Source organism: Streptomyces fuscichromogenes (assembly GCF_014645815.1).
In the GTDB taxonomy this organism is placed as follows: domain Bacteria; phylum Actinomycetota; class Actinomycetes; order Streptomycetales; family Streptomycetaceae; genus Streptomyces; species Streptomyces fuscichromogenes.
Genome location: NZ_BMML01000024.1, coordinates 1 through 21,261 on the forward strand (window position 1 = coordinate 1; position 21,261 = coordinate 21,261).

General features: G+C 69.9%; 19 protein-coding genes and 1 riboswitch. Of the genes, 8 read left to right on the forward strand and 11 right to left on the reverse strand.

Features of this window, described 5'->3' with window-relative positions; all coding sequences use genetic code 11:
* Positions 1–114 precede the first annotated feature (114 nt).
* Positions 115–651 (forward strand): GNAT family N-acetyltransferase, encoded by a 537-nt coding sequence (locus IEZ11_RS38085; RefSeq protein ID WP_189267595.1) that lies wholly within the window; start codon positions 115–117, stop codon positions 649–651.
* A gap of 36 nt (positions 652–687) precedes the next feature.
* Here the strand turns inward: IEZ11_RS38085 and IEZ11_RS38090 are convergent, their stop codons facing one another.
* The 4 genes from IEZ11_RS38090 to IEZ11_RS38105 form a co-directional block, all read right to left on the reverse strand.
* Complete coding sequence (locus IEZ11_RS38090) at positions 688–2,178, reverse strand: glycoside hydrolase family 3 protein (protein WP_189267596.1); 1,491 nt, start codon at positions 2,176–2,178, stop codon at positions 688–690.
* 9 nt (positions 2,179–2,187) lie between these two features.
* A complete protein-coding gene (locus IEZ11_RS38095; protein ID WP_189267597.1) occupies positions 2,188–3,030 on the reverse strand; it encodes a carbohydrate ABC transporter permease in 843 nt (280 codons plus the stop codon).
* Positions 3,027–4,001 (reverse strand): carbohydrate ABC transporter permease, encoded by a 975-nt coding sequence (locus IEZ11_RS38100; RefSeq protein ID WP_189267598.1) that lies wholly within the window; start codon positions 3,999–4,001, stop codon positions 3,027–3,029. The genes IEZ11_RS38095 and IEZ11_RS38100 overlap by 4 nt, the downstream gene beginning before the upstream one ends.
* 173 nt (positions 4,002–4,174) lie before the next feature.
* Positions 4,175–5,461 carry an extracellular solute-binding protein gene (locus tag IEZ11_RS38105; protein ID WP_189267599.1) on the reverse strand — a complete coding sequence of 429 codons (1,287 nt, stop codon included), beginning with the start codon at positions 5,459–5,461 and terminating at the stop codon, positions 4,175–4,177.
* Between the two features lie 359 nt (positions 5,462–5,820).
* Between IEZ11_RS38105 and IEZ11_RS38110 the strand changes: the two genes are divergently transcribed.
* The 6 genes from IEZ11_RS38110 (at position 5,821) to IEZ11_RS38135 (ending at position 12,926) form a co-directional block, all read left to right on the forward strand.
* Positions 5,821–6,585, forward strand: coding sequence for a GntR family transcriptional regulator (locus tag IEZ11_RS38110; RefSeq protein WP_089098851.1), 765 nt, complete (start codon positions 5,821–5,823; stop codon positions 6,583–6,585).
* 174 nt (positions 6,586–6,759) lie between these two features.
* Positions 6,760–7,035: a DUF3311 domain-containing protein gene (locus IEZ11_RS38115; RefSeq protein ID WP_189267600.1), complete on the forward strand. Its 276-nt coding sequence runs from the start codon at positions 6,760–6,762 to the stop codon at positions 7,033–7,035.
* Entirely contained in the window at positions 7,032–8,654 is a 1,623-nt protein-coding gene (gene mctP / locus IEZ11_RS38120) for a monocarboxylate uptake permease MctP (protein WP_189267601.1), read from the forward strand. The genes IEZ11_RS38115 and mctP overlap by 4 nt, the downstream gene beginning before the upstream one ends.
* Positions 8,655–8,749: 95 nt before the next feature.
* Positions 8,750–9,256: a GNAT family N-acetyltransferase gene (locus IEZ11_RS38125; protein ID WP_189267602.1), complete on the forward strand. Its 507-nt coding sequence runs from the start codon at positions 8,750–8,752 to the stop codon at positions 9,254–9,256.
* A 52-nt stretch (positions 9,257–9,308) separates the two neighbouring features.
* Positions 9,309–9,433: riboswitch (cobalamin riboswitch) on the forward strand.
* Between the two features lie 125 nt (positions 9,434–9,558).
* Complete coding sequence (locus tag IEZ11_RS38130) at positions 9,559–11,913, forward strand: ribonucleoside-diphosphate reductase subunit alpha (RefSeq protein WP_189267603.1); 2,355 nt, start codon at positions 9,559–9,561, stop codon at positions 11,911–11,913.
* On the forward strand, positions 11,913–12,926 hold the full coding sequence (locus IEZ11_RS38135) for a ribonucleotide-diphosphate reductase subunit beta (RefSeq protein ID WP_189267604.1): 1,014 nt from the start codon (positions 11,913–11,915) through the stop codon (positions 12,924–12,926). Before IEZ11_RS38130 ends, IEZ11_RS38135 begins: the two co-directional genes overlap by 1 nt.
* A gap of 15 nt (positions 12,927–12,941) precedes the next feature.
* Here the strand turns inward: IEZ11_RS38135 and IEZ11_RS38140 are convergent, their stop codons facing one another.
* Together IEZ11_RS38140 and IEZ11_RS38145 are read right to left on the reverse strand one after the other, a co-directional pair.
* Positions 12,942–13,721 carry a hypothetical protein gene (locus tag IEZ11_RS38140; protein ID WP_189267605.1) on the reverse strand — a complete coding sequence of 260 codons (780 nt, stop codon included), beginning with the start codon at positions 13,719–13,721 and terminating at the stop codon, positions 12,942–12,944.
* Between the two features lie 34 nt (positions 13,722–13,755).
* A complete protein-coding gene (locus IEZ11_RS38145; RefSeq protein ID WP_229713615.1) occupies positions 13,756–13,950 on the reverse strand; it encodes a hypothetical protein in 195 nt (64 codons plus the stop codon).
* 93 nt (positions 13,951–14,043) lie between these two features.
* On the opposite strand from IEZ11_RS38145, the gene IEZ11_RS38150 reads away from it, so the two are divergent.
* Positions 14,044–15,009 carry a helix-turn-helix domain-containing protein gene (locus tag IEZ11_RS38150; protein WP_189267607.1) on the forward strand — a complete coding sequence of 322 codons (966 nt, stop codon included), beginning with the start codon at positions 14,044–14,046 and terminating at the stop codon, positions 15,007–15,009.
* A 39-nt stretch (positions 15,010–15,048) separates the two neighbouring features.
* On the opposite strand, the gene IEZ11_RS38155 is transcribed toward IEZ11_RS38150, so the two are convergent.
* The 5 genes from IEZ11_RS38155 to IEZ11_RS38175 form a co-directional block, all read right to left on the reverse strand.
* Positions 15,049–16,428, reverse strand: coding sequence for a bifunctional albaflavenone monooxygenase/terpene synthase (locus tag IEZ11_RS38155; RefSeq protein WP_189267608.1), 1,380 nt, complete (start codon positions 16,426–16,428; stop codon positions 15,049–15,051).
* Entirely contained in the window at positions 16,425–17,510 is a 1,086-nt protein-coding gene (gene cyc1, locus IEZ11_RS38160; protein WP_189267609.1) for an epi-isozizaene synthase, read from the reverse strand. Before cyc1 ends, IEZ11_RS38155 begins: the two co-directional genes overlap by 4 nt.
* Positions 17,511–17,805: 295 nt before the next feature.
* On the reverse strand, positions 17,806–18,456 hold the full coding sequence (gene def / locus IEZ11_RS38165) for a peptide deformylase (RefSeq protein ID WP_189267610.1): 651 nt from the start codon (positions 18,454–18,456) through the stop codon (positions 17,806–17,808).
* Positions 18,457–18,581: 125 nt separating this feature from the next.
* Positions 18,582–19,562 (reverse strand): hypothetical protein, encoded by a 981-nt coding sequence (locus IEZ11_RS38170; RefSeq protein ID WP_189267749.1) that lies wholly within the window; start codon positions 19,560–19,562, stop codon positions 18,582–18,584.
* 103 nt (positions 19,563–19,665) lie between these two features.
* Positions 19,666–20,940 carry an HD-GYP domain-containing protein gene (locus IEZ11_RS38175; protein ID WP_189267750.1) on the reverse strand — a complete coding sequence of 425 codons (1,275 nt, stop codon included), beginning with the start codon at positions 20,938–20,940 and terminating at the stop codon, positions 19,666–19,668.
* Positions 20,941–21,261: the final 321 nt, after the last annotated feature.

Sequence of the window (21,261 nt, forward strand, 5' to 3'; positions counted from 1 at the left end):
TGCCTGGTCCGGTTCGATGCGGACTGACCGTCGTGGTGGGTTGCTCGCGCAGTTCCCCGCGCCCCGTTGGGGCGCGGGGCGTCAGGGCGTGGGGTGTCGGATAGGTTGCCCGGCATGACTGTGTTGGGAACCGACAGCTGGCCACCCGCCCCGATCAAGACCGAGCGGCTCGTCCTGCGCGAGTGCGAGGCACGGGACCGCGACGTGGTCATCGAGCTGGACGCCTCGCCGGAGGTGGGCACCTACCTCGGCGGCCCCCGGCCGCGTGCCGAGCTCGAACGCAGGGTGCCCGCGGTGCCCGGGCAGCGCCCCGGTTTCTTCGTGGTCGAGCTCGACGGAGCGGCGATCGGCACCCTCCAGCTCGACCCGCACGACCCCGAGCGGGCGCCCCGCCGCCGGGAGGCCGGGGAGACCGAGCTGGGCTACCTGTTCCTGCCGGAGGCATGGGGACACGGGTACGCCACCGAGGCGTGCGCGGCGGCACTCGGCTGGTTCTCCGGTGTGCTGCCGGGTGAGCCGGTGGTGCTCTACACCCAGACCGCCAACCTGCGCTCCATGCGCCTGGCGGCCAGACTCGGGTTCACCGAGCTGGAGCGATTCGAGGCCTACGACGCCGAGCAGTGGTTCGGCGTGTGGTCCCCGGCCCGGTGAGAACGCCGGGCCGGGGACCAGGCCCTCGGCACGTTCCTACGCGCTCACGCCCGCGATGAACTCGGCCGCCGCCGCTCCGCACACCCGCGCCGCGCCGTGCGTCGCGATGTGGACGGCGCCTCGCGGCGGGGCCTGGGGTACGCCCATCTCCACGACGATCGTGTCCGGGCGGGCCGTGAGCAGGACGTCCAGGGCCCTGGTCATCCAGGGATGGCGGTGTTCGTCGCGGACCACCGCGACGATGCGGCGCTCCCCCGCCGCCACGATCGCCGCGTGGCCGGCGTCCTCGCCCGCGAAGCTGCCGCTCTCGGTGCCGGGCAGGAGGCGGTTCAGTTCGGCGGACATGCCCCAGGGGGTCTCCGTGCCCACCGCGATGTTGGTCTCGGGGGTGAGGGAGGCCACGAAGGGGGGCTCGGCCGGTGGTGTGTAAGGGTCGACGCGCGTCACATGAAGCGCGCGGCGGGCGGCGACGAGGCCGATGTCGGCCAGGGCGGGGTCCGGCTGCACCGCCGGGGCCGTGGACGTCCAGTGCGCCAGCGCCCGCACCCGCTGTGCCGCGTCCGCCAGGCGCTCCTCGGGGAGTTCCCCGGAGCGGACCGCCGCGACCAGGGCGTCGCGCAGCCGTCGTACCGTCTCGTCGTCCGAGAGGCCGCCGCCCACGCAGATCGCGTCGGCTCCGGCGGCGAGCGCCAGGACGCTGCCGTGTTCGATGCCGTAGGTCCCGGCGATGGCCCGCATCTCCATGCCGTCGGTGACGATCAGGCCGTCGTAGCCGAGTTCGCCGCGGAGCAGTTCGGTGAGGACGCGGTGGGACAGTGTCCCGGGCCGGGTCCGGTCCAGGGCGGGGACCAGGATGTGCGCGCTCATCACGGCACGGGTGCCGGCGGCGATGGCGGCGCGGAAGGGCGCCAGCTCGCGGGCGTGCAGGAGCTCGGCGCTCGCGTCGATGCGGGGCAGGGCGAGGTGGGAGTCGACGGCGGTGTCGCCGTGGCCCGGGAAGTGCTTGGTGCAGGCCGCCACCCCGGCCGTCTGGAGGCCGGTGACGTAGGCCGCGGTGTGGCGGGCGACCAGGTCCTGGTCGGCGCCGAAGGAGCGGACTCCGATGACCGGGTTGGCTGAGTTGGAGTTGACGTCGGCGACCGGGGCCCAGCTGAAGTTCACCCCGCAGGCCGCGAGGCGGCGGCCCAGTTCGAGGGCGACCCGCCGGGTCAGCTCCGGGTCGTCGACGGCGCCGAGGGCGTGGTTGCCGGGGAAGGAGGAACCGGTGCGTACCTCAAGGCGGGTGACGTCACCGCCCTCCTCGTCGATCGCCACCAGGACGTCGTCGCGCTCGGCGCGCAGCTGGGCGGTGAGCGCCGAGAGCTGCTCGGCGGAGATGATGTTGCGGCCGAACACACCGACGGAGGCGAGGCCTTCGCCGAGGCGGCGGAGCAGCCAGTCGGGGGCGGTGGTGCCGGTGAAGCCCGGCTGGAGGACCGTCAGCGCGTCGCGCGTGAGTGTGTCCGTACCGCTGGCGAATGTCGTCATCGGATGGGGTTATCCCTTCACGGCGCCCGCGGTGAGGCCCGCGGCCATCTTGCGCTGGACGAGGAGGAACAGGACGACGATGGGCACGGCGAGCATGGTGGCGCCGGCCATCATCGGGGCGTATTCGGTGCCGTGCTGCGTGGTGAAGTTGGCCAGCCAGACGGTCGCCGTCTGGTGGTCCTGGCTGAGCAGCATCAGGGCGTAGAGGTACTCGTTCCAGGCCTGGATGAAGCCGTAGACCGAGGTGGCGACCAGACCGGGGGCGAGCAGCGGGAAGACCACCCGGACGAAGGCACCGGTGCGGGAGCAGCCGTCGACCATGGCGGCCTCCTCCAGCTCCTTGGGGATGTTGACGATGAAACCGCGCAGGGTCCACACCGTGAACGGCAGGATGAAGGTCAGATAGGTGATGATCAGGCCGCTGAGCTTGTCGTACTGGTCCAGGTCGTTGAGGAGCAGGAAGACCGGGATGATCATGGCGACCAGCGGGATCATCTGGACCGCGAGGATGCCGACGATCACGACCTTGCGGCCGCGGAAGGCGAACCGGGAGATGGCCAGGGCGGCCAGCAGTCCGATGACCATGCCGATCACCACGACGGAGAGGGACACGATCAGGCTGCGGCCGACCGGGCCCCAGAAGTCGGCGATGTCGAGCGCGCGGCTGAAGTTGGACAGGGTGATGCCGGTGGGCAGCAGGCTGGGGTCCGGGTCGATGGCGTCCTTCGCCGGCTTGAACGCCGTGTTCAGCATCCAGTAGACGGGGAAGCCGGAGACGACGAAGACGAGGAGGCCGAGCAGGTTCCAGCCGGCCTTCGACTTCCTGCGGCCGGGGGTGGCGACGGTACTCATTCGACCTCTCCGATCTTCAGCATCTGACGCATGTACACGGCGACGACGCCGAGCAGGAGGACCACGGTGAGCAGGGCGATCGCGGAGCCCTGCCCGTAGTCGTTGACCACGAAGGCGCGGTCGTAGGACCAGGTGGTCAGCAGTTGGAAGTCGGCCTCGGGGTGGCCGCCGCGCATCACGAAGACCTGCGGGAAGACGCCCATGTCCCAGATGACCGAGAGGGTCGTGAGCATCACGATGACCGGCTTGAGGATGGGCAGCGTGACGTAGCGGAAGACGCCCCAGGGACCGGCGCCGTCGAGCCGGGCGGCCTCCTCCAGTTCCTGCGGGACCTGGGTGAGTCCGGCGCTGAGCGTGATGACCACGAAGGGGACCGCTCCCCAGACCACCAGGAGCATGATCACCGCGAGTCCCTCGGGTCCGCTGGCGAACCAGTTGTGGCCGACCATCTCGACCCCGGGGAGCTTGCTGAGCACGGCGTTGAGGACGCCGTAGTCGGAGTCGAAGAGCCACTTGAAGACCGTGGTGGCGACGATGACCGGCATGCCCCAGCTGGCCACCAGCGCGATGTTGACCAGGGTCTTGACCCAGCCGGAGACGCGCTGGAGCAGGAGGGCGACGAGCATGCCGACGACCATGGTGAAGATGACGCAGCCGGCCGCGAAGATGATCGTGCGCAGCACGACCTGCCAGAACTCGCTGTCGTCGAGCACCTTGGAGAAGTTCCCGAACCCGGTCCACTCGGCCGGCTTGAACCCCCACAGCTGGGACTGCCCGAAGTCCTGGAAGGAGAGGGTGACCAGCCGGTAGAGGGGGTATCCGAGGACGAGTCCCAGGATCAGCAGGCAGGGGGCGAGCAGCAGCCAGGGAACGGCGGGCCCGCCCGAGCGCCGGTTCGCACGCGGTCTTTGCGGGGAGTCCGGTGGAGGTGCCGGCACCTTGGCGGGTGTGGTCGTGTCAACGGCACTCATCGTGCGCTCCTAAGCAGTTCAAGAAACGTCAGGTGCCGCGCCCCCGAAGGGGCGCGGGGAACGGCGCGACCAGCCACAACGCACCCGCAGCGGCCCCGCGACCCGACGCGGCACTGTCTTCTGAAATCCACCGGCCGGACCCGCCCCCGTCGGTCAGGCCCGGCCGCGGACCGTCACGGGGTGTTGATGACCTTGTCGATCGCCGCGTCGGCCTCCTTGGCCGCCGCCTGGACCGACTCCTTGCCGGTGCCGATGTTCTGCAGCATCGTCTGGAGCACCTGCGCCTTCTCCACCTGGCCCCAGCCCGGCGCCATCGGCACGAACCAGTTGGACTCGGCCGCCTCGGCGGGCACCGCGGTCGCCGGGTCGCTCTTCAGCGTGGCGAGGTCGGTCTTGTTGTTGGGCAGGTTGCCCTTGGCCATCAGGCCCTTCTGGCCGGAAGGGCCGGTGAACGCGTTGATCCACTCGGCGGCGACGGCCTGCGCCTTGGACTTCACCGGGATGGCGAGGTCGGAGCCGCCCAGGAACACCGGCATGTTCTTGCCGGACGGGCCGGGCATCACGAAGTTGACGAGGTTGTTCTTCAGCTTGCCGCCGGTCTTGTCGTTCTTCGGGTCGGCCGCGGTCGCGCCCTCCCAGGCGGCACCGAAGATCATGGCCGACTTGCCCTGGCCGTAGACGATGTAGCGGTCGGACTCGTCCTTGGTCTTGTCACCGTGCATGTACTTGTCGATGACGCTCTTGAACTCGGTGAGGCCCTTGATGGACTCGGCCGACTCGAGGTTGCCCTGCCACTTGCCGCCGTTCTCCACGGCGATGGAGCCGCCCGCGTCGTAGACGAAGGACATGGCCGCGTACCAGTCGCGGGTGGGCTGGTACCAGGCGCTGAACTTGTCGCCCTCCTTCTTCTGGATCTTGTTCAGGTCGGCGGTCAGCTCGGTGTAGGTCTTCGGGGTGGTCTTGATGCCGGCCGAGGCGGCGATGTCCTTGCGCCAGTTGGCGACGCGGCCACCGGCGTAGTAGGGCACGCCGTAGGTCTTGCCCTGGTAGGTGACGGAGGCCTTGAGGCCGTCGAGCCACTGGTCGGAGCTGCTGAACTGGGAGGCGTCGACGGGGGCGAAGGCACCCTTGACCATGTAGCTCAGCATCTCGGTGTTGCCCATCTCGACCACGTCGGGGGCCTTGTCCGTGGCGAGGACGGCGTCCAGCTTGGTGTTCTTGTCCGGCCAGCCGTAGTACTCGTGCTTGATCTTGATGCCGGGGTGCTTCTTCTGCACCGCGGCGTCGGCGGCCTTCACCAGGTCGGGCCAGTTGTTCTGCGCGTCCACCGTGAGCCAGACGGTCAGCGCCTTGGCGTCCGACCCCTGCGACTTGTTGTCGTCCTTGTTGTCGCTGCCACACGCCGCGATGGAGAAGACCATGCCCGCGATACCAATCGCGGCTATCAGCTTGCGCTTCACGCCACCCTCCTCAGGGATGCCACAAACCCCCCTGCCTCCCCGCACGAGCGTTGGGCCGGGACCTGGACCAATGGTGTAGACCAGTGCCGGAAGCTTGGCCCAGACCAGCAGGCCTGTCAAGGGTGGCCGAATAGGCCCCGACCAGCTGTTATGCGACCTACATATGCAGGAACCTTTAAGTAAGAACCCCTCGAAAATCGACGGCGCGGACGAGACAATTCCGGTAGACCACTCCAGCTATGGACTAGACCAGAAGAGCCGACGACGGTATACAGAAGGGATCACGCAGCGTGCAGGGGAAATCCCGGTACGCTGCCGAGCCGCGGGGCGAGCAGGACCAGAAGCCGGGAAGGCGGAGCATGAGCACCGACGTCAGCAGTGCGGAGAACGAGAGCGGGACAGCCGTCCGTACCGCGCGCGTGCCCAAGTACTACCGCCTGAAGAAGCACCTGCTCGAAATGACCGAGACACAGGCCCCCGGCACCCCGGTCCCGCCCGAGCGCACCCTGGCCGCCGAGTTCGACACCTCCCGCACCACCGTCCGCCAGGCCCTCCAGGAGCTGGTCGTCGAGGGCCGTCTGGAGCGCATCCAGGGCAAGGGCACCTTCGTCGCGAAGCCCAAGGTCTCGCAGGCGCTCCAGCTCACCTCGTACACCGAGGACATGCGCGCCCAGGGCCTGGAGCCGACCTCGCAGCTGCTGGACATCGGCTACATCACCGCCGACGACCGGCTGGCCGGCCTCCTCGACATAACGGCGGGCGGGCGCGTGCTGCGCATCGAGCGGCTGCGCATGGCCAACGGCGAGCCGATGGCGATCGAGACCACGCACCTCAGCGCGAAGCGCTTCCCGGCCCTGCGCCGCTCCCTCGTCAAGTACACGTCCCTCTACACCGCCCTCGCAGAGGTGTACGACGTGCATCTCGCCGAGGCCGAGGAGACCATCGAGACCTCCCTCGCGACCCCGCGCGAGGCCGGCCTGCTCGGCACCGACGTGGGCCTGCCGATGCTGATGCTCTCCCGGCACTCCCTGGACCGCGAGGGCCAGCCGGTGGAGTGGGTCCGCTCGGTGTACCGCGGCGACCGCTACAAGTTCGTCGCCCGGCTCAAGCGGCCCCAGGACTGAGGCTGTTCACGCCCCGTGCCGTCTGACGGTCCGTCACCCTTCTCCACGAAATCGACATGCCGATATGCGGATGAGGTCTTCCACTGACCTCACGGGTTCGCCATGATTGCCTGCGCATTACACAGGTGAACAACGGTGATCGCCGTGCGGTCAGTGAGGGGACGGAGCCGCGAGATGTCAGATGCGTCCGAAGTGACCAAAGCGGCGGTGGTGACGCCTCTGCGCGTCGCCATCGCCCTCTGCCTGATAGCGCCCTTCGTGGCGATGCTGTGGGTGGGCTCGTACGCCAAGACGGACCCGGTGTTCATCGGGATCCCGTTCTTCTACTGGTACCAGATGCTGTGGGTGCTGCTCTCCACCGCGCTCACCATGACCGCGTACCAGCTGTGGCAGCGTGACCAGCGCGGCCGCAAGGCCGCCGGCGGCACGGACGGGGGTGCGGCGAAGTGAAGGACGGTGTGAACGGCGTCGCGCTCGGCGTCTTCGTCTTCTTCTTCCTGGCCGTCACGGCCATCGGCTTCTGGGCCGCGCGCTGGCGCAAGGCCGAGAACGAGCACTCCCTGGACGAATGGGGCCTCGGCGGCCGGTCGTTCGGAACCTGGATCACCTGGTTCCTGCTCGGCGGCGACCTGTACACGGCCTACACCTTCGTCGCCGTACCGGCGGCGGTCTACGCGGCCGGCGCGGCCGGCTTCTTCGCGGTTCCGTACACGATCCTGGTCTACCCGCTGATCTTCACGTTCCTGCCCCGCCTGTGGTCGGTCTCGCACAAGCACGGCTATGTGACGACCTCGGACTTCGTGCGCGGCCGCTTCGGCTCCAAGGGGCTCTCGCTCGCCGTCGCCGTGACCGGCATCCTGGCAACGATGCCGTACATCGCGCTCCAGCTCGTGGGCATCCAGGCGGTGCTCGACGTGATGGGCGTCGGCGGCGGCGACGGCACCAACTGGTTCGTCAAGGACCTGCCGTTGCTCATCGCCTTCGGTGTGCTGGCGGCCTACACCTACTCCTCGGGCCTGCGTGCCCCCGCCCTGATCGCGTTCGTGAAGGACGCGCTGATCTACATCGTCATCGCGGTGGCGATCATCTACATCCCGATCAAGCTGGGCGGCTTCGACGACGTCTTCGCCAAGGCGGGCGCCGCGTTCACCCAGACCAACCCGGCGACCGGCAAACCGCGCGGCGCGCTGGTCCCGGCCCAGGCCGGTCAGTGGACGTACGCCACCCTGGCGCTGGGCTCCGCACTCGCCCTGTTCATGTACCCGCACTCGATCACCGCGACGCTCTCCTCCAAGAGCCGTGACGTGATCCGCCGCAACACCACGATCCTGCCGCTGTACTCCCTGATGCTGGGCCTGCTCGCCCTGCTGGGCTTCATGGCCATCGCGGCCGGCGTCAAGGTCACCAACGGCCAGCTGGCCATCCCGCAACTGTTCGAGAACATGTTCCCGGACTGGTTCGCGGGCGTCGCCTTCGCGGCGATCGGCATCGGCGCCCTGGTCCCGGCGGCCATCATGTCCATCGCGGCCGCGAACCTCTTCACCCGCAACATCTACCGGGACTTCATCAAGCCGGACGCCACGCCGAAGCAGGAGGCCCAGGTCTCCAAGCTCGTCTCCCTGCTGGTGAAGGTCGGCGCGCTGGTCTTCGTCCTCACCATGGACAAGACGGTCGCCATCAACTTCCAGCTCCTGGGCGGCATCTGGATCCTGCAGACCTTCCCGGCCCTGGTCGGCGGCCTGTTCACCCGCTGGTTCCACCGCTGGGCCCTGCTGGCGGGCTGGGCGGTCGGCATGGTCTACGGCACGGCCGCGGCGTACGGGGTGGCCTCCCCCACCCAGGCGCACTTCGGCGGCTCCTCGAAGGAGATCCCCGGCATCGGCGAGATCGGCTACATCGGCCTGACGGCGTTCGTGCTGAACGTGGTGGTCGCGGTGCTCCTGACCTTCGCTCTCAAGGCCCTGAAGGCCCCCGAGGGCATCGACCAGACCAGCCCGGAGGACTACACGGCAGACGCCGGCGACCCGGACGTCGAGGTGGAACTGCCCCCGGCCGTAGCGCCCCTTTAGGGCGCGGGGAACTGCACGAGCAACCCACCACAACCCGCAGCGGGCCGCCGAAAATCAAGCACAACGGCGGCCCGCTGTCGTACACACTCACCCGCATGGACATCGTCATCCGGGAAGCGAAGCCCGCCGAATACGATCCGCTCGGCGACATAACCGCGCTGGCCTACCTCCAGGACGGCCTCCTCGACTTCGGCGAGAGCGACTCATATCTCACCGAACTCAAGGACGTGGCAAAACGGGCAGCCGCGGCCACCGTTCTCGTCGCCGTCCGGGGCACCGCCCTCCTCGGCGGCGTCACCTTCGTCCCCGGCCCCGGCCCGATGGCCGACCTCGCCGCCCCCGGAGAGGCCGAGATCCGTATGCTCGCCGTCGGCCGGGCCGCCCGCGGCCACGGCACCGGCGAAGCCCTCGTCCGCGCCTGTATCGACCGCGCACGGGCCACGCAGGGCTGCACGGCCGTCGTCCTGTCGAGCCAGCGCAGCATGCACACCGCCCACCGCATCTACGAACGTCTGGGCTTCGTCCGCACACCCGACCGGGACTGGAGTCCCCTGCCGGAGCTGGCCGACATCACTCTCCTCACCTACGAGTTGACGCTCTGACACCGCCACGACACAACATCTGGGGGTGACGCGACAACCCGGCACTAGATGTATGCTCATGCTCGCTGTCGCCACAGGGGAATCCGGTGCGAATCCGGAACTGTCCCGCAACGGTGTACTTGTGCATGTTCGTGCACAGGAGTCAGTCCGAGGACCTGCCGACAGCACGCCCAGCCACCCGGCGAGGGCGTTCTGACGTCCGGGCCTCGTGGAGTGGGCCAGGGTCTCGACGCGTGCCCACGTGCACCCGCGCTGCCCGCTGCCCTCCGCCAGGCCCCGAGCCCAGCGAGGGAGAGCCCCACGTGACCATCGCGCCAGCCGACCCGGCCTCAGCGACCATCTCCGTGGCAGAGGACGGTCCCGGTACCGCGCTGCTGCGGACCCTGACCGAGCTGACCGCCGACCTCCCCGACGCCGACCCCGGCCGGGTCGCCGCCGCCGCGCTGCGCGGCCGGTCCGCGCGGGCCGACGAGTCGGAGTTGCGCGAACTGGCCACCGAGGCCGCCGCCGGCCTCATCTCCGAGGACCCCGCCTACTCCAGGCTCGCCGCCCGGCTGCTGACGGTCTCCGTCCGCGCCGAGGCCGCCTCGCAGGGCGTGACCACCTTCACCGAGTCCGTCGCCGTGGGGCACCGGGAGGGGCTGATCGCCGACCGGACCGCCGAGTTCGTACGGCTGCACGCCCACCGCCTCGACGCCCTCGTCGACCCGGCCGCCGACGACCGCTTCGGCTACTTCGGCCTGCGCACCCTGCACAGCCGCTACCTGCTCCGGCACCCGATCACCCGCAAGGTCATCGAGACCCCCCAGCACTTCATGCTCCGGGTCGCCGCCGGTCTCGCCGAGGACGACACCGCGCGGTCGGTGGACGAGGTCGCCGCGCTCCACGGGCTGATGAGCCGCCTGGACTACCTCCCGTCCTCCCCCACCCTCTTCAACTCCGGCACCCGGCACCCCCAGATGTCGTCCTGCTACCTCCTGGACTCCCCCAAGGACGAGCTGGACTCGCTCTACGACCGCTACCACCAGGTGGCCCGGCTCTCCAAGCACGCCGGCGGCATCGGACTGTCGTACTCCCGGATCCGCGGCCGGGGTTCGCTGATCCGCGGCACCAACGGGCACTCCAACGGCATCGTGCCGTTCTTGAAGACGCTGGACGCCTCGGTCGCCGCCGTGAACCAGGGCGGCCGGCGCAAGGGCGCGGCCGCGGTCTACCTGGAGACCTGGCACTCCGACATCGAGGAGTTCCTGGAGCTGCGCGACAACACCGGCGAGGACGCCCGCCGAACCCACAACCTGAACCTCGCGCACTGGATCCCGGACGAGTTCATGCGCCGGGTGAACGCGGACGCGCAGTGGTCGCTGTTCTCCCCCTCCGACGTGCCCGAACTGGTCGACCTGTGGGGCGAGGAGTTCGACGCCGCCTACCGCGAGGCCGAGGCGGCCGGGCTCGCGCGCAGGACCATCCCGGCCCGGGACCTGTACGGCCGGATGATGCGCACCCTCGCGCAGACCGGCAACGGCTGGATGACCTTCAAGGACGCGGCCAACCGCACCGCCAACCAGACGGCCGTGCCCGGCCATGTCGTCCACTCCTCCAACCTCTGCACGGAGATCCTGGAGGTCACGGACGACGGCGAGACGGCGGTCTGCAACCTCGGCTCGGTCAACCTCGGCGCGTTCGTCGACACCGCTACCGGCGACATCGACTGGGAGCGGCTGGACGAGACCGTCCGCATCGCCGTCACCTTCCTCGACCGGGTCGTGGACATCAACTTCTACCCGACCGAGCAGGCGGGCCGGTCGAACGCGAAGTGGCGGCCGGTCGGCCTCGGCGCGATGGGCCTCCAGGACGTCTTCTTCAAGCTGCGGCTGCCCTTCGACTCCCCGGAGGCCAGGGCGCTCTCCACCCGGATCGCCGAGCGGATCATGCTCGCCGCGTACGAGGCGTCCGCCGACCTCGCCGAGCGCGGCGGCCCGCTGCCCGCCTGGGAGAAGACCCGCACCGCGCAGGGCGTACTGCACCCCGACCACTACGGCGTGGAGTTCACCTGGCCGGAGCGCTGGGCGGCGCTGCGCGCGCGGATCGCGACCACCGGCCTGCGCAACAGCCTCCTGCTCGCCATCGCGCCCACCGCCACCATCGCGTCCATCGCGGGCGTGTACGAGTGCATCGAGCCGCAGGTCTCGAACCTCTTCAAGCGCGAGACGCTGTCCGGTGAGTTCCTCCAGGTCAACTCCTACCTGGTGCAGGACCTCAAGGACCTCGGCGTCTGGGACGCCCGCACCCGCGAGGCGCTGCGCGACGCGAGCGGCTCGGTGCAGGACTTCGTCTGGATCCCGGAGGACGTGCGGCGGCTCTACCGCACGGCGTGGGAGATCCCGCAGCGCGGCCTGATCGACATGGCCGCGGCCCGCACCCCGTACCTGGACCAGGCCCAGTCCCTGAACCTGTTCCTGGAGACGCCGACCATCGGCAAGCTCTCCTCGATGTACGCGTACGCCTGGAAGTCGGGCCTGAAGACGACGTACTACCTGCGCTCGCGCCCGGCGACCCGGATCGCCCGCGCCGCGCAGGCGACCCTGCCCGTACAGCAGACGACCGACGCCGTCGCCTGCTCCCTTGAGAACCCCGAGTCCTGCGAGGCCTGCCAGTGATGACCAGCGTGAACAAGAACCTGCTCGACCCGGGCTTCGAGCTGACCCTGCGCCCCATGCGCTACCCGGACTTCTACGAGCGCTACCGGGACGCCATCAAGAACACCTGGACCGTGGAGGAGGTCGACCTCCACTCGGACGTCGCCGACCTCGCCAAGCTCACGCCCGCCGAGCAGCACCTGATCGGCCGGCTGGTCGCGTTCTTCGCGACGGGCGACTCGATCGTGGCGAACAACCTGGTGCTGACGCTGTACAAGCACATCAACTCCCCCGAGGCGCGGCTCTACCTGAGCCGGCAGCTGTTCGAGGAGGCCGTGCACGTCCAGTTCTACCTGACCCTCCTGGACACCTACCTCCCCGACCCGGAGGACCGCGCCGCCGCGTTCGCCGCCGTGGAGAACATCCCCTCCATCCGTGAGAAGGCCGAGTTCTGCTTCAGGTGGATGGACTCGGTGGAGAACCTGGACCGGCTGGAGTCCAAGGCCGACCGCCGCCGCTTCCTGCTCAACCTGATCTGCTTCGCCGCGTGCATCGAGGGCCTGTTCTTCTACGGCGCCTTCGCGTACGTCTACTGGCTGCGCAGCCGGGGTCTGCTGCACGGTCTCGCCACCGGCACCAACTGGGTGTTCCGTGACGAGACGATGCACATGAGCTTCGCGTTCGACGTCGTGGACACCGTACGCAAGGAGGAGCCGGAGCTCTTCGACGACGAGCTCCGGCAGCAGGTCACCGACATGCTGCGGGAGGCCGTCGAGGCGGAGCTGCAGTTCGCCCGGGACCTGTGCGGTGACGGGCTGCCGGGCATGAACACGGACTCGATGCGCCAGTACCTGGAGTGCGTCGCCGACCAGCGGCTCGGCCGGCTGGGCTTCGCCCCGGTGTACGGCTCGGAGAACCCGTTCTCCTTCATGGAGCTGCAGGGCGTCCAGGAGCTGACGAACTTCTTCGAGCGGCGGCCGTCCGCGTACCAGGTGGCGGTGGAGGGCACCGTCGACCTGGACGAGGACTTCTGAGCCGCCGTCCGCCGGCTACTTCAGGCCGAGTGGTTCCCCGGCCGACACCTTCCGCGAGGTGGTCGTCGTGCCGGGGAAGTACCAGCGCCAGCTGCCCGCCGCGGTGACGGTCACCTTGGTGCTCAGCTTTCCGGCGTCGCCCGTCACCACGGTCCTGACCGTGCCGTAGTGGGCGGCGCCCTTCTTCCTGAACTGGAGCTTGACCTGCTGCCCGGTGAACCCGTGGTACTTCAGGTCCTCCCAGTCGGCCCGCGACAGCTTGCCGGTGACGGTCGCCGTGGCCCCCTTGGCGACCTTCTCGGGCGCGATCACCGTGGGGAGCTGGACGGCCCGCTTGACCTTGTAGTCGGCGATGTCGTCGGAGATCCAGTAGTCGCCGTCGTTCGCCTGGACGGTGGCGTCGACCCGCCAGACACCGGCGACCCGGTTGCTGTCGATGTCGTCGCTGTCGGCGATCCAGGCGGGGTCGATGGTCATCGTGGCCCGGCACACCGAGGTGGTCGCGCTCTTCTTCGTGCAGGACGAGTCGCCGTCCCAGGTCGCGAAGGTGTACGCGTTCGTCTTGTTGAAGGTGGAGACGTGCGTGAGCTTCTTCACCCCCGAGTCGTCCTTGACGGTGATGTCGACCGGGTACCGGATCGTCTTCGACGTCCCCACGATGACGTTGCCGCCGTTGTTGACGACCGTCTTCACCACCCGGATGTCGCCCCGTCCCTCCGCGTGCGCTCCGGTCGCCGTCGTCAGCACCAGGGCCGCCGCACCGCCGGCCGCGGCCCAGGCCGTTCTGCCTCTCATGTTCCTCCCCTTGTCGTGCGCATACCAGGAGAGGCTAAGCGATCAGGGACCTCCCGCCGGAGCGGGTTTCCCGGCCGCGCCCGGCTCCCTCGACCCGTCGCGCCTCCCTGATCTGCCGGTCGATGCGCCGGTCGCGCAGCACGCCGAGCGCGGACGGGAGAGCCATGAGGACCAGGATGCCGAGGACCAGGACCATTCCGATGAGACCTTCGAGCTGGTTTCCGTTCATGGACACCACTCTCGCGCCGGACGCCCCTTACCGTGAGTGGCAGCACTGCCATACACCCTCGAATTACTGCCAGCTCCGAGGCACACTGGCAGCATGCTGACGAACGTGGCCGCGGTGCTTCTCGACGGTGTGCATCCCTTCGAACTCGGGGTGGTCTGCGAGGTCTTCGGCCTGGACCGCTCCGACGAGGGGCTGCCGGTGTACGACTTCGCGGTGGTCTCGGCGGAGGGTCCGGCACTCGGCACCCATGTGCCCGGCCTCACCGTCTCCACGCCGTACGGCATCGACCGCCTGGAGGAGGCGGACCTGGTCGCGGTGCCGGCCTCGGACGCCAATGTCGCCCGGGACTATCCGCCCGAGCTGCTCGACGCGCTTCGCCGGGCGGTGGACCGGGGTGCCAGGGTGCTCAGCGTCTGTTCCGGCGTCTTCGTGCTCGGCGCGGCCGGGCTGCTGGACGGGCGCCGGTGCGCCGTCCACTGGCGGCACGCGGACCTGCTGGCCCGCCGCTTCCCGCGGACCCGGGTCGAGCCGGACGTGCTGTACATCGACGAGGACCCGGTGTTCACCTCGGCGGGCACCGCGGCCGGTATCGACGCCTGTCTGCACATCGTCCGCAAGGAGCAGGGCCCGGAGGTGGCCCGGAAGATCGCCCGGCGGATGGTGGTGCCCCCGCACCGGGACGGCGGCCAGGCCCAGTTCATCGAGCGGCCTCTGCCGGAGGGCCGCTGTGACACGGTGGGCGGGGTGCTGGCCTGGATGACGGAGCACCTGGACGAGGAGGTCACCGTCGAGCAGCTGGCCGCCCGCGCGCTGATGGCCCCGCGCACCTTCGCCCGCCGTTTCCAGCAGGAGACCGGCACCACGCCGTACCGCTGGATCCTGCGGCAGCGGGTGCTGCTCGCACAGGAGTTGCTGGAGGGGACGGACGAGACCATGGATTCCATCGCGGGCCGGGCCGGCTTCGGGACGGCGGCCGCGCTGCGGCACCAGTTCGTGAAGTCGCTGGGGACCACGCCGAACGCCTACCGGCGCGCGTTCCGGGGCCCTGAGGCCGCCTGAGCGCGCGCCGGTATCAGGCGTGACCCGCCGGTCGGCGGGTCACCAGGGCACGGGTGTGAGCAGCAGCCGGTGCGGGCGCAGGGTGATGCCCACCCGGGTGGTGTCGTTCGACCCGGCGACCTGTTCGAAGCGGTACCGGGCGCACAGGGCCGCGGTGATCAGGCTGAGCTGGGCCATGGAGAAGTGGTCGCTGGGGCACTTGCGGTTGCCGACGCTGAAGGGGCTCATGGCGTACTTGGGCACGTCCCTGGCCCGCTCCGGCAGCCAGCGGTCCGGGTCGAAGTCCAGGTGCCCCGGGTACGAGTCCGGGTCGCGCTGGACGGCGTAGGGGCTGTAGACGATGTCGGCCCCGGCCGGAATGCGATAGCCGCCGAGCTCGGTGTCGGCCTTGGCGCGCCGCGTCAATATCCATACGGCGGGCCGCAAACGCATCGCCTCGACGACGACATTGTTGGTGTGCGTGAGCCGCCGAACGTGGTCGAAACCAACCGGCTGACCGCCCGTCACCGATTCGACCTCGGTCCGTACCTTCTCGGCGTGTTCCGGGTGTTCGGCGAGCACCTGGAGCAGCCACATGATCGTGGAGGCGACTGTTTCGCTGCCGGGGGTGAGTATCGCGACCACCTGGTCGTGGATCTCCTGTTCCCCGATGGGCTCGTCATTCTCGTCCTTCGCCGCGAGCAATGCCGTCAGCAAATCGTCCGGCTTTTGACCAGATGACCGGCGCTCGGCGACGATCTCGTCGACGAGGAGATGCAAATCGGCCAGCGCCCGGTTGAATTCACGGTTGGCCGGCAACGGCAGCCGGTAGAGCGGGCCGAGTGGTATGACCATCCGCCGGTACATACCGCGGAAGACGCTGGCGAGGTCGACGCTGAGCCGCTCGGCGCGCTCGTCCATGTACTCACCGCGCAGCAGGCAGCGGGCGGCGATGCGGACCGCGACCCGGAAGGACTCCGCGGTGCAGTCGACCGTGGCGCCGGGCCGCCAGCGCTCGGTCAGCGCATGCGCCTCCTCCGCCATGACCGGCCCGTACTCCGGGATCGCGGAGAGGTTGAACGCGGGCTGGATGGTGCGGCGCTGGCGGCGGTGGCGGGGTCCGTTGGCGGTGGCCACCCCCTCCTTGCCGAGCAGCCCCTCCAGCGACTCCCACAGCGGACCGGCGATGATGAAGTCGGGGTTCAGGGCGAGGGCGCCGGTGAGCTCCGGGGTGGTGACGGCGTACACCTCCTTGGGGCCGAGCCTCAGGCGCACCATGTCGCCGTGGGCGCGCAGCCGGGACATGAAGGCCAGCGGGTCGCGGACCAGCCGCCAGCCGTGCCCCAGGACCGGCACCCCGCCGCCGGCGAGGGGCGGTTCGCGCAGTTCACCGTGTGCGGAAGCCTCCGCGGTCGCGGGCTTCACGGACTCGACGGTCATTTCTCACCTGCCGCTTCGTTGTTGACGTACGGGGGCGTGGACCGGTCGTCCCAGCTGTCGACCATGTAACGGCCGGATTCGTGGTGGAACCAGTAGACGGAACTGAACCAGTTCCGCATATTGCCGACGCAGGCCGTGACGGCGGCGCCGAGTTCTTTTCCGTGCACGGTGCCGTCGTCGAGTTCCCCGGCGAACCGCAGTGCGTTCCGCTCGGCGGCCGGGAATTCACTGACGCATTCCTCGACGCGTCGCCTGACTTCCTCGACCGCCTGTTCCAGACTCATCCCCTCATGGGTGACGAGGCTGATTCCGAGATTGTGCACCTCGTCGCCCGCTATTTCCTTCGGAAGCGAGCAGAGGTCGTTGTACCAGGCGGCGAACTCCTGACTCAGCAGGGCCGGCCTGCGGTACGCCGGGTCTTTCCTTACGGCGTCCGGGAGTTCGGCCCCGGCGCTCGCCTCCAGCAGGTCCGTCCATATCCAGTGGGCGAAGGTGAGGCGCCGCAGGGCCAGGTATTCCTCGACCCGGGGAACATATCCCGAGGTGCGGTTGCGGAACTCCCGGTCGTACGCCTCGACCACCTCGTGGAAGTGCCGGGCGAACCGCTGGTTCCAGGTCTGGGGCAGGAAGGAGTACAGCCGCGCGACACTGTCCGCGAACCCCGCGACCAGGGTGTCCGGATGGTGAAGATGGTGCAGGGGCGCGTCGAGGGCCGCGTGCAGCCGGAGCCTCAGTCGCCGCCAGTCGCCCGGCCTGCGGTGCACGACGTCCCGGTCGTGCCGGTCGTCCCAGACGAAGAACCAGGCGCTGTAGTCGCAGATCGCCTGGATGACCTCGTCGGACGCGCCCAGGTAGTACCCCGCCATGAGGTCGGTGTAGCAAAGGCCGTCGGCATATTCCTGTACCTTGTCCGCCGGCATCAGTCGCTTTTCCAGCAGCCAGAGGCGGGTCTTCTCCTGTAGCCGCGGCCAATACGGATGCAGTTGCCGGGGAAACTCGGCCTCGACCACCGGGAGCGCGAGTTGCGGTGGAACCCCGACCGCCGTCGGCGTCGATGCGGTGCTGCGTGAGAAAGCATGCACGAACAAACCCCTCTCAGCCGAGCCAGGTGCGCACGCCCCTCCCGCTGTGCCGGGCGTGCGCCGTTGCGTATCCCCGCAGTCCCCATTCAGCACCACAACTGACCAGTCTGGGAACGGATTTGCTTCACTCACTACCCCACAGTGCCGAGAATCTCCCCTTGTGTGACTGATTAAGGATCGCTAGGGGTGCACAAAGGATCGAATGTGCGACGCACAGATGAGCGAGTCTGACCGAATACGACGAACGCCTGGTCGGAAGGTTCCCGACCAGGCGTCACACCCGTGCTTCTGCGTCTCAGTCGTTGGCGACCACGGGGTAGCGTGGCTCGTTCTCGGCCATCTGTCGCAGCGCGTCCTTGCGCTCGCGCTTGGAGAGCCGGTCGATGTACAGATAGCCGTACAGGTGGTCGGTCTCGTGCTGCAAACACCGAGCGAAGTAGCCGGTGCCGCGCACCTTGACCGGGTTGCCCTTCTCGTCCTGCCCGGTGACCTCGGCGTAGTCGGGCCGCGCGAGCGGGGCGTAGGCGGTCGGCACTGACAGGCACCCCTCGTTGCTGTCGTCCAGCCGCCGCTTGTCCGCCGGCAGGTCGACCAGCTTCGGGTTGCAGACGACACCCACGTGCCGGGCGCCCGCGTCGTCCTGGCAGTCGTAGACGAAGACCTTCAGGTCGACGCCGATCTGGTTGGCGGCGAGCCCGACGCCCTCCGCGGTCCGCTGACTCGCGAACATGTCGGCGACGAGCTGGTCCAGCTCCGCGCCGAACTCGGTGACGTCCTTGCACTCCTTGTGCAGCACCGGGTTCCCGACGACGGTGATGGGCCGCGAGGTCCCCCGCTCACGCCAGGCGTTCTCGCGCTCCTCGGCCCCTTCGGTGTCGACGACGAACCCCTCGTCGTCCACGGGGAGCACGCCCGCGTGCTGCTGATCGGTGTCCTGCTGCGCCATGACCGCGGTAAGCCTTCCTAGGTAAAACAAGGGGTGATGTTGCAGGTACAGGGTACGTGTCGGTTTTTGGGGGCGCGGGGAACTGCGCGATCAGCCCCCACCGGCCCGCACCCGACGAACGACGCTCAGCAGACCTCTTCCAGATCACGCCAATCCCGAGAATCAGGGCTGTCCGCAACCCACCCGTCCAGCAACCCCCTGACCAGCGCGGCCGGCGCAGCCACCCCGCACTCCCGCTCCGGCACCCACAGCTGCCCGTCGGTCCGGTGCCCGAGCGGCCCGGGATGCCCCGGCTCACTGTGGTCGTGGGGATCGAGGTGCACCCCGTCCCCCTCGTCGGACGGCATCCGCGACTCTGAGCACATCCGGCACAGCAACCGCACCGAGGAGGACCAGTCCTCCGCCGCGAACCCGGCGTCCCCGGCCAGCTGCTCCAACGCGTCCCGGTCGGCTTCCGTCGCCGCCTCCAGGAGCACCACCCACGTCGGCACCGGCGACGGCGCCCACAGCTCGATCTCGTCGAAGACGGGGTACGCGTGCCCGGTCGCCGTGGTCCGCTCACCGTGCGGCACCCCGTCGTGCAGGACGACCTCGCCCCAGCGCCGCCCGGACGACGGCAGCGGAATGGACTGCACCTCGATCCGGGCCGGGTCCAGCCGTCGCCCCCACACCACCTCGGCCTCCCCCTCCGGAGACAGCCGTACCGCGGCACTGCCCAGGTCCATGCCGTCCGGTTCACCGGACACGGTGGCACCGCCCGGCACCCGCAGCCCGTACGCCTGCCAGGCCCGCCGGGCCAGCGGCCAGTCCTGCAGCGCGGTCGCGGCGATGCCCACGTTCCACCAGTCGGGCGCCCCGGTCTCCCGGTCCAGCAGGGCCACCGCCCGCAGCCCGGCCGCCCGCGCCTGCTCCCAGTCGTGCCGGAACTTGTGCAGCAGGGCGAGGTTGAACCAGGACTCCGACAGCCAGGGTTCCAGGTCGGCGGCGCGGGTCAGCAGTTCGCCCGCGTCCTCGTACCGGCCGTCGCCGATCAGCGTGAACGCGCGGTCGGTGGCCTGCCGCCAGGAGGCGGAGGGCCGGTGCCGTCCTTTGCCGAAGATCCTCACGATTCCCGCCTGCCAGTTCCATTTCCGCACAGTGGGCTGGCTTGTGCCCCCGGACATCACCCTCTCCTTCGCATCCAACCACGTACGCCGGGAGGGCCGCTCATTACCCATGGGTTACCCAGCCGCGCGCAAGGTCAGACAGTCCCGCCCGTCGGCCGTCACCACCCTGCCCGAGGCGCTCCGTGCCACACCCCTGGTTCCAGAGCACGCGTGCCAGCGACTCCACGACGTCGGGAGCGTAGTCCCCGGCAGTGGCCAGGCGTAACTCCTCGAGCGCGGTCAGCGGCCCGCCGGGCCCGGAATCCCGGGCCTTCTCCTCGTACGCGTTGACGGCCCGCACGATCCGGGCGGCGAGCGGCTGCTCCCGGTACGGGTCGGCCTGCCGTTCCACCACCACGGCGACCGCCGGGTCCACCCCGGTCTGCCGTACGACGGCCCCGCCGAGCAGCGCTATCCGGCGCTGCTCGGCCGCCGGCAGTCCGGCGGTGGCACCGGAGGGCACCGGGTCGACGAGGCTGAGCTGGCCGATGTCGTGCATGAGCGCCGCGTACTCCAGCACGGTGAGCTCCGCCTGGGACAGCCCCAGGTCCCGCCCGACGGCCTGGCTCAGCGTGGCCACCCGGCGGGCGTGCCCGGCCGGGGTGTACCCCGCTATCTCGGTGGCGCGGGCGAGCGAGGCGATGGTCTGCCGGTAGGTGGCCCGGACGGCGGCGTACCGGCGCAGGGACAGCTGGGTGAGGAGCAGGGGCAGGCAGAAGACGGGCAGCGCCCACAGGCCGGCCACGGCGACGGCCAGCGCCATCACCGCGCCGGTGGCGCAGACGGCGGACCCGATGCCGAGCAGCCCGCGCAGCTCGTCCCGCAGCAGCGGTCCGAACGGCCACCCGGTCCGCGCGTGGGCCTGCGCGGCGGCCAGCACGGCGTCGCACAGCGCGGTGAGCACGAGCAGCGCGACCAGCAGCAGCGCGTACGCCGATCCACCCCACCGTTCCAACACGCCCCTGCTGTAGAGGGGTTGGAAGCAGACGGCGGCGAAACCGACGGTCAGGACGCGGCGGGCGAGGTGGTCGAGGGTGGGCCGCCGCCCGGCGGCTATGTGCGGGACACTGCCGAGCAGCGAGGCCGCGCAGACGACGGTGACGACCTGGCAGGCCCCGTCGTGCGTGGCGGCCCCCGCGTCGGCGCCGAGCAGGGCGTAGGCGAGCCCGCCGGCGGCCCCGAGCGGGGCGGCCTCCCGTACCTCGGCGCCGGTCCACCGGGCCCACTCCCCGATGCCGACGAGCACTCCGAAGGCGAGGGCGGTGCCGCGGTCGTCGAGGCCCGCCCAGAGAGTGCCGGCGAGACAGCCGAGGGCGAGCAGCAGGGCCGCGAGGCGGATGCACCCGAGCGCGGCGGCGCGGCGGGAGCGAGGTGCCGGCGACGGGCCCGCGGAGCCACGGCCGGCCGGTCCCGCGGCGAACGCCGACGCGCCGAAGGTCACCGAGCACCCCGCCCGACGCTTTCACGCCCACCACCCGACGGCCCGGGAGCGGCGGGATCAGCGGGGCCAGCCGGGTCGACGGGACCCGCCGGACCGGCCAGGTCGACGGGACCCGCGGGACCGGCAGGACCTGCAAGGTCGGCCGAGTCGACGGAACCCGCGGGACCGGGCAGGACGGCAGGACCCACGGGACCGGCCAGGTCGACGGGACCCACGGAA